Below are 13,701 nucleotides of genomic sequence, written 5' to 3'. Positions count from 1 at the left end.
AATGGCAACGATCAATATAATCGACATCAAGAAGGACTATGGTTCGGTCCCCGCGGTCAAAGGCATCAACCTTTCTGTCGCAGACGGCGAGTTCATTGTTCTGGTTGGTCCCTCGGGCTGCGGAAAATCGACCTTGTTGCGAATGATAGCAGGCTTGGAAACAGTCAGCGGAGGCGCGGTCCAGATCGGCGGACGCAACGTCAACAGGGCAGAGCCTGCCGAACGAGACATCGCCATGGTCTTCCAGAACTATGCGCTTTATCCGCATATGAGCGTCCGCAAGAACCTGGAATACGGTCTGAAAAACCGGGGCACGCCCCGGGCCGAGATTGATCGTCGGATCGCCGAAGTCGCCGATATTCTTGAGATCGCTCCGATGCTCGAGCGAAAGCCGCGCCAACTGTCCGGCGGCCAGCGCCAGCGCGTCGCAATGGGACGCGCCATTGTCCGCGAGCCTGCGGCATTCCTCTTCGACGAACCACTGTCCAATCTCGACGCAAAGCTCAGGGTGCAGATGCGTGTGGAAATTCGCCGACTGCAGCGCCGGCTAAAGACGACCAGCATCTATGTCACCCATGACCAGCTCGAGGCAATGACATTGGCAGATCGCCTCGTGGTGATGAACGGTGGTCTTGTCGAGCAGGTCGGAACACCTGTTGATGTTTACGACCGTCCTGCCAGCCTGTTTGTCGCGAGCTTTATCGGTTCGCCGCCGATGAACATCTTGCCGCTTGACCTCCTCACACGAGCGGATGGTGATGGATTGCTCGCGCTGCCGGTCGGTACGGATACGATCGGCGTTCGACCCGACGACATTTTCACCGGGAAGCCGGGCGAGCCTTCGATCCGCCTCGATGCGACGGTGGAGCTCCTGGAGCCGATCGGCGGCGAAAGCCATTTGCACATCCGCCTGGGCGAGAGTAATCAGACGGCCATTCTGACGGTGCCTGGACGACCCGACCTCGGCGAAGCCACCAGGATCCCGGTCTATATTCGCGTCTCAGCCCTTCATCCTTTCAATCGCCAGACAGGCAAGCGAACAGATAATCCCTGATACGGCGCAGCATAAAAACGACGTCAACAATACCGATCTTTTATTTTGAAAAGTGAACATGATGACACAGCACCTATTGGCTTCGGGTCCGGCAAAAAACGAGATCCAGGCCCATCGCGGCGCATCTGCCGTCGCACCCGAAAACACGATCGCCGGATTCAAGGCGGCAGCTGAACAGGGCGCCCGGTGGGTCGAACTGGACGTGGCGCTTCTCGGCGATGGGACCGCCGTCGTCATTCACGACGTGACGGTCGACCGCTGTTCCTCTTCGAAGGGGCACCTCAAGGACATGACGGCTGCCGATCTCTCGGGGATCGACGCAGGCGCGTGGTTCGGCGAGAGGTTCAAGGGCGAAAGGATCCCGCTGCTTGCCGATGTCGTGCCGGAGCTGGGGCGCCTCGGTCTCAACATCAATGTGGAGATCAAGCAGCATCCGCATCAGACCTCGCTCGAGCAGTTGACGAAGACGGTTCACGAGCATCTTCAAAGCCGTGCAGCGCATACGCAGGTGATGATCTCCAGCTTCGATCCGGATGCACTGCGGGCGATGCATGCGCTGGACGCGAACTATGATCTCGCAATGCTCTGGAGCAAGCTGCCCGAAGACTGGGCCGACCGGCTTGCAACCGTGCCGGCACAGACGATCCACCTCTTGTACAAATCGCTGAGCATCGGCTTCCTGGAAGATGCAGCAAGTCGTGGTATCAAAGTGCGTGCGTGGACCTGCAATGATCCCCGTCTGCTGACGTCCTTCTGGCTGGCCGGACTGACGGGCGTGATAACCGACGATCCGAGCCTTTTTCTGAAGTAGGGACAGCCGATGGCGCAGCGTATGATCTCGGCGCGACAGCGTGAAATCCTGGCATTGATCGAAAACGAGGGGACCCAGTTCATCGAGGAGCTCGCTCGCCGTTATGATCTGACGACGCAGACGATACGCCGCGATATCAACACGCTGTGCGATCTGGGTTTCGCCCGGCGATTTCACGGCGGCGTGGACCTCCCCGTCGAAGGCAGCAATATATCCCTCAATGCGCGCGCGCAGTTGAACAAGCGTGCCAAACGGTCGATCGCCAGGTGTCTGGCCAGCGATATCGGTCCGGACTCGACCGTCTTTCTCGGGATCGGCAGCACGGTTCAATTCGTGGCGGAGGCGTTGCGCGACCACAAGGGCCTGACTGTCGTGACCAACAATATCCATGTGGCGCTGACCCTTTGCGATGCGCCGAGCGTGGAAGTGCATTTGACGGGAGGATTGCTGCGCCATGACGACCGCGACGTGGTCGGCGCCGACGTCATCAAGTTCATCGAGAAGTTCTACGCCAATTATGCCGTCTTTGGTGCCGGTGCGTTGAGCGCGACCAACGGGATTATGGATTTCAGCTATGGTGAGGCGCAGATCACCAATGCGTTGATCGAGAATTCGCAGACGCGCTTTCTCGTAGCCGACGTCAGTAAATGGGAGCGAACGGCGGCTGTTCGCGTCGCTCCGTTCAAGCAACTCAACCGCTTCTACACGGATCGCCTTCCGGACGATTCGCAGAGCAGGCAGGCACTTGCCGCAAGCGGCGTCGAAATCGTCACAAGCGGCGAGGAAAATTGATGACTTTTGTTGATCGAGCTCCATCTGCAGACGAGCTTCGCGGCGTCCGCTATCTCTTCACCGACATTGACGACACGCTGACAACCGAAGGGCAGTTGCTGCCTGAGACCTATCAGATGCTTTGGGATCTGAACGATGCCGGCATTGCGGTCATTCCGGTCACTGGCGGCTCCGCGGGCTGGTGCGAGCACATTGTCCGCGCCTGGCCCGTCAAGGCGGCAATCGGCGAAAGCGGCGCCTTTGCCGTCTTCCGCCGGGGGCGCAATGTGATCTTCGACTATTGGGAGGGGCAGGCAGTTCAGAGCGAGCGACAACGGCGTCATCTCGAAACGGTTGCCGACATTATCGCACACGAGGGCTTGCCCTTTCAGATTGCGCATGACCAAGCCTTTCGGCTGGCAGACGTTGCCATCGATATTGTTGGCCATCCGCCGGCCGAGGTTGACCGCTTGGCGACGTGTCTGCGCGCCCGTTCGGCAACCGTTGCCGTTAGCTCGATCCACATCAACACGTGGATAGGCAATTACGACAAGCGCTCGATGAGTGAGCGTGTCCTGGTCCAGGAGTTTGGCGTGAGCCCGGAAGAGGTTCTGCTGGTGACAGCTTTTGTCGGCGATTCCCGCAACGATGCACCGATGTTCGGCTACATCGGCAATTCCTTCGGCGTGAACAATGTTCTGTCGATATTGCCGGAGTTACCCCATGCCCCTCGATGGATTTCGACCCGGCCTGCGGGTCTCGGCTTTGCGGATATCGGGGAGACCATTCTTGCCGCCGCCAAACATACAAAAGCTTAGAGCCAGGCGCAGTCCCCAAGGACGGGTCATGGAACGCAAAAGCCGCTGATTGATCGCGCGGTCCCACGTCCTTTGCGATGGAGAAGCAATGCGATGAGGTGGGCCGGTAGAAGTCGTCGGATGTTGTACCGGCCCTTTAATTACGGTTGGTTGTCAGACATCTGCCTGGTTCTTGCCGGAGCAATAACTTGTGAAGAAGGAAAGGCGCACGAAAGCGCGCCCTTCGGTTAGGCTACTCGCCATAAGGCAGCCAGATCGTCTTGAGCTGAGAGCTGCGGCGCAGGAACTCTGCACCTTGTCCCTGCCTCGGATCGCGCCAGTCGCGAAGCCTGCCGTTGTCGACCCACGTCGATTTGAGATTGCCGACAGACGCGGCCTCGACCATCGCCGACCCCTCGGCGCTGCCGCAGTACCAGACGGCTGACACGTCGTCGTGCTCGGCCAGCGTTTTGGCTAGCACGTCGCGTTCACCAGTCAGAATGTTGATGACGCCGTCCGGCACGTCCGAGGTCTCGATGACCTGATAAAAACGGGCGGCGATCAGGGGATGGCTCTGCGAAGCGATGGCGACCACGCGGTTTCCGAGCGCGATGGCCGGTAGGATCAGCGACAGCAGCGACAGAAGGGGTGCCTCATCGGGGGCGACGATACCGACCGTGCCATACGGCTCGTTCACCGTCATCGTCACGTGCCGGGACTTGGTGGCAGTTACCGCGCCGTCGAACTTGTCGGCCTGCGCGGCATACCAGAAGGCGCGGCGGATGGTCTGCTCGACCTCGTCCGTGGCCTTCGGGCTGGCGCCAGTCGAGGCCAGCGCCGCCACGAACTCGGCGCTGCGCTGGTTGAGGTTCTCGGCCAGGAAATACAGCACCTGCGCCCTGTTGTGCGCCGTCACGCCGCTCCAGGATGTCGCCTTGTTGGCAGCTTCGACGGCATTCCTGATGTCCTTGCGGTTGGCGAGCGCCGCTTGGCCAAGGACCTGGCCGCCCTTGCCCGTGACGGTATAGCTCTGGCCGCCATCCGCGCGAACCTGTTTGCCGCCGACATAGAGCTTGGAGGTGACGTCGATATTGGGATCCGCCTTGCCTGCTGCCGGCGTAACCAGTGGCTTGAGCGACGGCTCGGGACGCGCCTTCGCCTGTTCGTCCGCCGCAAGCGTCAGATATTCGCCCATGCCGGCGCGGCCGCCTTCGCGGCCAAAGCCGCTCTCGCGGTAGCCGCCGAAGGGGGCTGCGGCATCGAACATGTTGGTGGCGTTGATCCAGACCACGCCGGCCTTGACCCTGGCGGCCAGCTCGATGGCGCGATTGATGTTCTCGGACCAGACGGAGGCGGCCAGGCCGTAGCGCGTGTCGTTGGCCAGCGTCACGGCTTCATCGAGGGTGCGGAAGGTGCCGCTGGTGGCGACCGGGCCGAAGATCTCGACCTGCGAGACCAAGTGAGCTGGCGCGGTGCCGGTGAAGAAGCCAGGGACGCAGAAAAACCCCTTGGAGGGCAGGGGGATGGGAGCGAGATTGAGCGTCGCCCCTTCTTTCTCGCCCGTTGCCAGAAGGCCGTTGATGCGGGCGAGCTGCTTGGCCGAGACGACGGCGCCGATATCCATCGTTTTGTCGAGGGGATCGCCGACGCGCAGCGTGGTCATGCGGTTCTTCAGCTTGTTGAAGAATTTCGGCGCAATGCCCTCCTGCACGAGGATGCGGGATCCGGCGCAGCAAACTTCGCCCTGGTTGAACCATATGGCGTCGACGACACCTTCGACGGCTGCATCCAGATCGGCATCTTCAAGCACGATGAAGGGCGACTTGCCGCCCAGTTCGAGGCTGAGCTTCTTGCCCGAGCCGGCAATCTGTCGTCGGATGATGCGGCCGACATCGGTCGAGCCGGTGAAGGCAACCTTGTCGACATCGGGATGGCCGGCGATCGCGGCACCCGTCTCGCCGTCCCCGTGAACGATGTTGACGACGCCAGGCGGCAGACCGATTTCTTCTAGTACCTCGGCAAAGGCGCAGGCTGTCAGGGGCGTAAGATCGGCCGGTTTAATGACGACGGTGTTTCCGGCAGCCAGCGCCGGGGCGATCTTCCACGCCAGCATCAGCAGCGGGAAGTTCCAGGGGATGATCTGACCGCAGACCCCGACGGCGGTGTGGTTGGGAAATTCGTCGGCCAAGAGTTCGGCCCAGCCGGCATGGTGGTAGAAATGCCGGGCGACGAGCGGAATGTCGATGTCGCGGCTCTCGCGGATCGTCTTGCCGTTGTCCATCGTCTCGAGCACTGAGAAGAAGCGCTCGCGCTTCTGGATGTGCCGGGCAATAGCATAGAGATATTTCGCACGTTCATGGCCCGCAAGGGCCGACCACTTCGGGAAGGCGGCGCGAGCGGCCTTGACCGCGGCTGCAACATCGTCCGCCGTACCCTTGGCGATGCGGCCTATGACCTCTTCCGTCGCAGGGTTGACGACATCGATCAGCGTGCCCTCTGCGGCCATGAACTTGCCGTTGATGTAGTGACCGAGACCGGCCGAGCGGGTCCGCAGCCAAGCGTTGACCTCGGAATTGCTTTCGGGGGCGGGACCGTAATCCATGGTTTGCATGATATCCTTGATGGAAGGCATGGTGGTCGTCCTCATGCTTGCGCGTGGCGATTGGCGGCCGAATAGCGGCCTGTCAGATGATGTTCGAGCTGGCGTTCGATGTCGCCGAGCATGGAGGAGGCGCCGATGCGGAAGAGATCAGGCATGGTGAAACGAGTGCCGAGTTCCTCCTTCATCAGGATCAGCCAGTTCATGGCGTCCTTGGCGGTCTTCAGGCCACCGGCCGGTTTGAAGCCGACGATCTGACCCGTGAGGTCGCGGTAGTCGCGGAGCGCGCGGACCATGGTGAGCGAGACCGGCAGGGTGGCGTTGACCTCCTCCTTGCCGGTCGAGGTCTTGATGAAATCCGAACCTGCCTGCATGGCGACCATCGAGGCCTTGTAAACATTGGAGAGCGAGCGCAGATCGCCTGTAGCCAGAATCGCCTTCATGTGTGCTGGACCGCAAGCCTCGCGCATCGCCCTGATCTCGTCGTAGAGCGCCGTCCAGTTCGCCGTCAGCACATGCTCGCGGGTGATGACGATGTCGATTTCGCGGGCGCCCTGCTCGACGGCATAGCGTATCTCGGCAAGGCGGATGGGCAGCGGGGTGAGGCCGGCGGGAAAGCCGGTGGCGACCGAAGCGACGGGGATGCCAGAGTTGCCAAGCGCCTTGACGGCATGCGGCACCATCGTCGGATAGACGCAGACGGCGCCGACGGTGAGGCTGTCGAGCCCGAGGCTTTCCAACAGGTCGGCGCGGATGGGGGCTTTCGCCTTGGCGCAGAGCCTGATGACGCGGCCTTCCGTGTCGTCGCCGGCGAGCGTGGTCAGGTCGATGCAGGTTATGGCGCGCAGCAGCCAGGCTGCCTGCCATTCCTTCTTGACTGTGCGCCGGGTGGGCAACGTGGCGGCGCGGCGCTCAGCGGCGCTGAGGTTGACCACGTTGCCTTCGAACCAGTCGGTTGTCAGCGGCGTGCCCTGCGGACGGGGAATATGTTCTGTCATTGGTGTTATCCAGTTCCTCAGGCGCGCGGGATCAGCCCCGGCCGCGGCGAATGTCGATGAAGCGGTTCAGCAGAATGGCGGCCACGATGATGAGGCCGGTCACGGTCATCTGGTAGAAGGAGCCAAGGCCGAGCAGGTTGAAGATGTTGCGCAGCACCTGCAGCAGCATCACGGCGAAGAAGGTACCGAGCACGCCGCCGCGGCCGCCGAAGAGTGAGGTTCCGCCGAGAACGACGGCGGCAATGGCGTCCAGTTCGAGGCCCTGGGCAGCAGTCGGCTGGCCAATCCGCAGACGCGAGGTGAGAAGGATGCCGGCAAGCGCGCTCATGATACCCGAAACGGTGAAGACGAGTATCAGGATGCGGGTCGTAGGCAGGCCGGAAAGGCGCGCTGCCTCGGCGTTCCCGCCCGTAGCATAGACAGATTCGCCGAAGACGGTTAGGCGCAGGATGCCGCCGGCGACGACGCAGAGGACGACGAAGATCAAACCCATGGTGCTGATGGACGTGCCGGGAAAGATGGAAACCATCGTCGAGGAAATCGATCCGAAGGCCGGGGGAAGGCCGGAGACCGGCACGCCGTCCGTCAGCAGGTAGGTGACGCCGCGGAAGGAAACGAGGCCGGCCAGCGAGACGATGAAGCTCGGTACTTCGGCAATCGCCGTGATCAGGCCGATGACGGCGCCCGCCAAGGCGCCGACAAGGATCGTCAGGAACAGTGCCGGCACAACAGGCATTCCGGCCGCCAGGAGCACGGCAACCAGCATGCCGGAGAGCGCCGTGACCGAGCCGACCGAGAGGTCGATGTTGCCCGTCAGGATGACGAAGGTCATGCCGATGGCGACAACGCCGGTGACGGTCGCCTGCTGGAACAGGTTGGAGATATTCACCGGCGTCAGGAAGTTTGGCGACAGGATCGCCGCGATCGCGACGACTACCAGGAAGATCACGATGAAATTGTATTCGATCGCCAGATCGACGATGCGGCGCGGGGAGCGCAGCATCGGCGACGTACCCGTCACGGTGTCAGTCATGGTAGTCTTCTCCCAGAATCTGGTGTTTCAGGATGGTGTCCTGATCGGTCTTCGCCGGATCGAACCGGGCGATGTTGCGGCCTTCATGGAAGACCCAGATGGTGTCGCAGGCCGCATAGAGCTCCTCCAGCTCGGAGGAAGCGACGATGACAGCCGCGCCCTTGGCGGCCAGCTGTTCTACCAGTCGGTAGAGATCGGCCTTGGCGCCGATGTCGAGGCCGCGGGACGGCTCGTCGAGCAGGAGAAGTTGTGCGCCCTTGATGATCCATTTGGCGAGGACGACCTTCTGCTGGTTTCCGCCCGAGAGCTGGATGATCTTCTGCTCCGGCGCACCGTACTTGGTCGAGAGCTGCTTGAGGACGGGGATCGCCTGTGACTTCATCTGGCCGTGGCGGGCAAGGAACTTGCCCTGCATGCTCGGCAGCATGGCGTTGCGGTAGATCGGTGCGTCGAGGATCAGCCCCTCGGTCTTGCGGTTTTCCGGCACGAGCCCGAGCCCGGCGCGAATGGCATCGCGCGGGGACCGTGGCCGGAAGGGCTTGCCGTGGAGGGACATCTGGGCGTTGCTGCTGTCGGCACCGAACAATGCCTTCAGAAACGAGGTCCGGCCGGACCCGTTGAGACCTGTCAAACCTGCGATCTCGCCGCGGCGCAGCTCGAAATTGCTGATATTGAGACCCTGTGCGCCTGTCAGCCGATCGACCTTCAGCACCACCTCGCCTGTGACGGGCGGCCGGTCCTGCCGTTCCACCAGAGCGCGGTTGCGGCCGAGAATGGCTTCGACTAGCGCGCTGTCGGGCGTGCCCGCTACATCGAAAGTCTCGATTGTCTGTCCGCCGCGCAACACGGTGACGCGGTCGCCGATCTCACGCAGCTCGCCGAGTCGATGGCTGACATACAGAATGGCGACGCCCTGGGCGGTAAGTTCGCGGATAACGCGGAAGACGGCCTTCAGTTCGTTCTCGTTCAGCGCGGCTGAGGGCTCGTCCATGATAATGACCTTGGCATCGCGCGTGAGCGATCGGGCAATCGCCGTCAGCTGCTGGTTGGCGATCGACAGGCTGCCGACGCGGTCATCCGGCGAGAAGCTCGCGCCGACGCGGGCAAGCGCCTCCCCGGCGCGCTGGCGGCGGTTGCCTTTCCTGAGGAAGCAGTAGCGTGCCGGCGGATGGCCGAGGAAGAGGTTCTCGGCAACGGTCAGCTGCGGTACGAGATCGAGTTCCTGGTAGATCATCGAAATGCCCGATGCCGCCGCTTCCGAGGGCGTCCGGAAGGTGACCTTTTTGCCATTAACCTTTATCTCGCCGCCCGAGGGCGACAGGGCGCCGGCGATCAACTTGAGGAATGTCGATTTGCCGGCGCCGTTGGCGCCGAGCAGGCAGTGCACCTCTCCCTTGCGGACCGTCAGATTGGCCTCTGCAAGCGCCACGATCTGTGGCGGAAATCGCTTGGACAAGCCTTCGATATGAAGCACGTCCTCCATTAGGCTGTCTCCTCCAATATGCGCAACGCGGTTCCCTCGTCGGTGACCAGGTCCGTCACGTAGCCGGCCCTAAGACAAGCTGCCGCAATCAGATGCTTGTCCTCGCCGGCGGCGACGCCGATGACGCGAGCCTTGTTGGCAAGCGCTTCGAGCCTGAGGCCGATGGTGCGGTCGTCGAGATTGCGATCGGCGATCTTCCCCTTCCGATCGACGAAGCGTCCCATGATGTCGCCGACGGAGTTGAGTGCACGCAGGCCGGCAATGTCTCCGTCATCAAGATAACCCGAAGCAAGCAGCACGGACTGATGGCTGAGGCCGCCAAGACCGAAACAGACGATTGGAGCTTCTTCCGCAAGCTGTAGCACGCGCTCGATAATCGGATCTCTTTCGAGCGCATCGCGGGTGGTGCGCGAGCCGAGGATCGCCGGTACGGGCAGCAGCGTGGCGCGGCCGCCTGCCGACTGCGCGATTTCTTCAGCAACGGCAGAATTGCGGCTGGTGGTGGTGGTGAGCGCAGTCGAACCATTAACGAGCACGACATGCAGGCCGGGGCACCAGTCCTTCGGCAGGGCGCGGGCAACGGCCGCCATGGTGCGCCCCCAGCTCACGCCCATCAGTGTAGGTTTTGGGCTGAGACTTGCGAGGTGCGTGGCGGCCGCCTGGGCGACGCTATCGATGATCAGCGTCTGGTCGTCGATCTCGCCCGTTGGCACGACGATCGCCTCGCGCACGCCAAACTGCCGATGCAACTCGACTTCCAGCGACGTTCTGCGCCCCGCCCGTGGGGTAATCTCGATGCGGACAATGCCCGCCTCCTTCGATTCCGTCAGCAGCTTACCGACCTGCCAACGGGTCAGGCCAAGTTCATTTGCGATCTCCGACTGCGTGCGGTCGAGGTCGTAATAGAGCTTGGCGACCTGAACCATCAGGTGGTCACGCTGCTCGTTGATCGGCAGGCGCGCAGAATAGGGATTTCTCTCGCTCATGAAAGCGATCCCATCTGCCGCTGGGCGAGTTGATGCAAGACTGGTCGCAGTTGCGCGGTCGCTTCCCGGTAGAGCGCGAGGGTGTCGGCGAACCAGTCGGCGCGGCGCGGGTCGGGAAGCAACTCGATGCCCGGCACGACGCAGGCCTTCGCCGCCGTCTTCAGATCAGGAAAGACGCCGATCGCCGAGGCGGCCGCGACAGCGGTGCCGACGAGCGAAAGATTGTCCTCCCGCACCACCTGCACCGGCAGGCCCATGGCATCGACGGTTGCCTGCAGCCAGGCGGCATTCTTAACGATGCCGCCCGCCATCATCACGCGGTCGATAACGACACCATGCGATTTCAGGACGGAAATGATATTGGCCGACCCGAGCGCGATGGAATCAACGGCCGCCGCATAGATATCTGCCCGGGTATGGCCGAGCGTCAGTCCCATCAAAGCGCCCCGAAGGGCACCATCGCGGTAGGGTGTCCGGTTGCCCATCATGTAGTCCAGTGCCAACAGGCCATGGGAGTGATCAGGTTTGGCGGCGACTTTGGAGATCAGTGCCGCATGGCCGTCACCGTCAAGGCCGAACATCTCGCCAGCGAGCCAATTCAGCATGGAACCCGCGGCAACCTGGCCGCATTCGACGAGCCAGCGGTCGTCGGTCAATGCATTGGGATAGGGACCCCAGAAACCGGAGACGTCACCTTTCTCGGCCAGTTGCACCAATTGGACGATCGAGGTGCCGCCGATGAACAACATACTGCCGGGCTCCACCGTGTCGGCACCGAGAATGCCGATATGGGCGTCGATGCCACCCTGGGCGACGACGGGGCAATTCTCAAGTTCCAGATCGGCCGCCATGTCGGGGCGCATACGGCCGATGATACCGCCGACCGGGACGATGCGCTGCGGCAACCGGTCGATGAGATCCGGAATGCCGAGCGCCTCGTATATCTCCGGCACGAAGCGATGGCTCTCGCTGTCGTAATTCCACTTGCACGCCGCGTTCATGCGCGAGCCGACCCATTCGCCGGTCAGGTCGAAATTCACGTAATCAAGCGCTTCGCAAACGATTTCGGCCTTCGCCCAGACATCCGGCTGATTCCGCTTCAGCCACATCGATTTTGGCACGAGCCACTCGACAGCATCCGAGCCGCCACAGAAGCGCATGACAGGATGTTCCAGGGTCGTAGTCCGGTCACTTTCGGCCTGGGCGCGGCAATCCATCCACAGCAGGGCGGGCGACAGTGGCGTGCCATCGCGCTTGCAGACCGCGACGGTGGAGGCTGTCGTGGCGCAACAGACAGCATCGAGGGTCGTGCGTCCCGTCTTTCGCAGCACGTCACGGCCGGCGGCGCGCAGGGCAGTCCGCCAGTCCTCCGGCGATTGCTCTGCCCATCCCGCACGCGGGTAATGCGTGGCATATGCCGCGTCGGACTGACCGAGCATTCGGCGCTGTTCGGTATCGTAGACGCCGGCCCGAACGCCGCCTGTGCCAAAATCGAAGCTCAGTATATGAGCCATGCGAACTATCCTCCCACCTGCTCCTCCAGGCAGTCCCGGCCGTTGGCCGGAACGACCGATCAGGGACGGAACATGATCTTCGAGAAGAAGAAGCTACGATCCGTCCTGATGCGCTCGAAAATCGCAGGCAGCTCCTCCAGCCCCTGTTCGTGCGTGATCATGAATTCCCATTTCAGCGCGCCACTCGCAAGCTTCTCCAGTGTCACGGTCCACTGTGGACCAGGATAAGGGGCACCAAAAGAGTTCCAGGAGCCGTGCAGCGACACTTCCTGGCGCAGGAAATGCTGGAAGGACGCATTTGCGAGCGGCACTTCACCGACGGGAATGCCGATAAAGACGACGTGGCCAGCGGGGGCTGCGAGCTTGACGGCTGTGTTAATGGAGCTCGGATGACCGGCGGCCTCTACGATGAGGTTGGCAAGCAGCCCTTTGGGGACTTCGTCTGTCGATAGAAGTGTGTGTGTGGCGCCGGCTTCCCGCGCCATTGCGAGCTTTTCTTCCGAAACGTCGATGGCGACGACTTCGGTGGCGCCCATCAGCAGCATCCACTGGATGGCGAAAAGACCGATCGGGCCGCAGCCGATGACTGCGCCGCGATCGCCCATCTTGACGCCACCGGCTTTCCAAATCGCATGAAGCGCGATCGAGGCGGGGTCGACCATTGCGGCAGCGCGTGGATCGCAACCATCGGGAACCTTCAGCAGATTGGCGACTGGAGCGCAGACATATTCGGCATAAGCGCCGTCGCGGCGCGAACCAAAATAGTCATAGTCCCGGCAGCGCGAGAAATTGCCGGTGACGCACTGGTCACATTTGCCGCAGGGCAACATCGGCGGCACCGTGACAAGATCGCCTTCAACGAAACCGCTGACGTCCGTGCCGATAGCTTCGATACGCCCCGAAAACTCATGCCCGCAGATGATCGGCATCTTGTGGGCACCCTTACTCAGCATGCGCGGCAGATCGGAACCGCACACACCGACGGCCGCGACCTTCAGTAAAACCTCGTTTGCATCCGGGACGGGTTTTCTGACGTCCTCCAGCCTGATGTCGCCTGGTGTGTAAAGTACGGCTGCACGCATGAAATAGATCCTTCGAATGCGGATAGGCGATCAGCCGATCGATCGGGATCGGCGGTTCGGTGGCCCGGAGGTATTCATCCCTCCGGGCCACTTGGGAGGTCGTTACTTGTTGAGCACCGTCGGCCGGTATTCCGCGAAAAGGCCAGCGTGGGGGACCTTTGAGACGGTATCTGCAGTCACCAAGACCGAACCTGCATCGACAAACTTCGGAACCGGCTTCTTTGCGGCAGCCTCTCGAGCCACCTGAATGGTGACGTCGCCAAGATACTGAGGATCGTTCAAGGCCGTCGCAATGAACTGCCCGTTCGGCCCGATGGCATTCAGCGCTTCCGACAACCCGTCGACGCCCGCAACGAAGACGTCGTTACGATTATTCTCCTTGAGCACCTGTAGTGCACCGAGCGCCATGTCGTCGTTGTGGGCGTAAACCACCTTGACGTCCGAGTTTGCCTGCAACAGATCTTGCATGGCGGTAACGGCGTTTGCGCGGATATATTCGGCATAGGGGCCTTCGACGATCTTGGCGTCGCTCGCCTTGATCGCATCGTGGAAGCCGTCGCGACGGTCCATCAT

General features: G+C 61.9%; 12 protein-coding genes. 4 read left to right on the top strand and 8 right to left on the bottom strand.

What is annotated here, in order from left to right; all coding sequences use genetic code 11:
* Position 1 precedes the first annotated feature (1 nt).
* From AC1D35_RS20090 to AC1D35_RS20075, 4 genes are all read left to right on the top strand, one after another.
* Complete coding sequence (locus AC1D35_RS20090; protein ID WP_477855711.1) at positions 2-1,054, top strand: sn-glycerol-3-phosphate import ATP-binding protein UgpC; 1,053 nt, start codon at positions 2-4, stop codon at positions 1,052-1,054.
* A gap of 61 nt (positions 1,055-1,115) precedes the next feature.
* Positions 1,116-1,865: a glycerophosphodiester phosphodiesterase family protein gene (locus AC1D35_RS20085; RefSeq protein ID WP_477855714.1), complete on the top strand. Its 750-nt coding sequence runs from the start codon at positions 1,116-1,118 to the stop codon at positions 1,863-1,865.
* A gap of 9 nt (positions 1,866-1,874) precedes the next feature.
* On the top strand, positions 1,875-2,657 hold the full coding sequence (locus AC1D35_RS20080; RefSeq protein ID WP_113509864.1) for a DeoR/GlpR family DNA-binding transcription regulator: 783 nt from the start codon (positions 1,875-1,877) through the stop codon (positions 2,655-2,657).
* Positions 2,657-3,454 (top strand): HAD-IIB family hydrolase, encoded by a 798-nt coding sequence (locus AC1D35_RS20075; protein ID WP_113509863.1) that lies wholly within the window; start codon positions 2,657-2,659, stop codon positions 3,452-3,454. Before AC1D35_RS20080 ends, AC1D35_RS20075 begins: the two co-directional genes overlap by 1 nt.
* A 232-nt stretch (positions 3,455-3,686) precedes the next feature.
* Here the strand turns inward: AC1D35_RS20075 and AC1D35_RS20070 are convergent, their stop codons facing one another.
* The 8 genes from AC1D35_RS20070 to AC1D35_RS20035 all read right to left on the bottom strand — a co-directional run.
* Positions 3,687-6,065 carry an aldehyde dehydrogenase family protein gene (locus tag AC1D35_RS20070; RefSeq protein ID WP_477855709.1) on the bottom strand — a complete coding sequence of 793 codons (2,379 nt, stop codon included), beginning with the start codon at positions 6,063-6,065 and terminating at the stop codon, positions 3,687-3,689.
* Positions 6,066-6,076: 11 nt separating this feature from the next.
* Positions 6,077-7,030 carry a deoxyribose-phosphate aldolase gene (gene deoC / locus AC1D35_RS20065; RefSeq protein WP_477939720.1) on the bottom strand — a complete coding sequence of 318 codons (954 nt, stop codon included), beginning with the start codon at positions 7,028-7,030 and terminating at the stop codon, positions 6,077-6,079.
* A gap of 31 nt (positions 7,031-7,061) precedes the next feature.
* Positions 7,062-8,063: an ABC transporter permease gene (locus tag AC1D35_RS20060; RefSeq protein ID WP_477855707.1), complete on the bottom strand. Its 1,002-nt coding sequence runs from the start codon at positions 8,061-8,063 to the stop codon at positions 7,062-7,064.
* Positions 8,056-9,546 carry a sugar ABC transporter ATP-binding protein gene (locus AC1D35_RS20055; RefSeq protein WP_477855706.1) on the bottom strand — a complete coding sequence of 497 codons (1,491 nt, stop codon included), beginning with the start codon at positions 9,544-9,546 and terminating at the stop codon, positions 8,056-8,058. The genes AC1D35_RS20060 and AC1D35_RS20055 overlap by 8 nt, the downstream gene beginning before the upstream one ends.
* Positions 9,546-10,532, bottom strand: a complete 987-nt coding sequence (locus AC1D35_RS20050) for a sugar-binding transcriptional regulator (RefSeq protein ID WP_477939717.1) — start codon at positions 10,530-10,532, stop codon at positions 9,546-9,548. The genes AC1D35_RS20055 and AC1D35_RS20050 overlap by 1 nt, the downstream gene beginning before the upstream one ends.
* On the bottom strand, positions 10,529-12,046 hold the full coding sequence (locus tag AC1D35_RS20045; RefSeq protein WP_477855704.1) for an FGGY-family carbohydrate kinase: 1,518 nt from the start codon (positions 12,044-12,046) through the stop codon (positions 10,529-10,531). The genes AC1D35_RS20050 and AC1D35_RS20045 overlap by 4 nt, the downstream gene beginning before the upstream one ends.
* A gap of 59 nt (positions 12,047-12,105) precedes the next feature.
* Positions 12,106-13,128: a galactitol-1-phosphate 5-dehydrogenase gene (locus AC1D35_RS20040; RefSeq protein ID WP_477855703.1), complete on the bottom strand. Its 1,023-nt coding sequence runs from the start codon at positions 13,126-13,128 to the stop codon at positions 12,106-12,108.
* Between the two features lie 102 nt (positions 13,129-13,230).
* Positions 13,231-13,701 (bottom strand): substrate-binding domain-containing protein (locus tag AC1D35_RS20035; RefSeq protein WP_477939714.1); only part of this gene is annotated, 471 nt, incomplete at its 5' end.

The sequence above is a fragment of the Rhizobium sp. P1_E6 genome, from assembly GCF_056405875.1.
The sequence above is the reverse complement of the archived record's forward strand: the minus strand, read 5'-3'. Positions and strand labels throughout refer to the sequence as shown.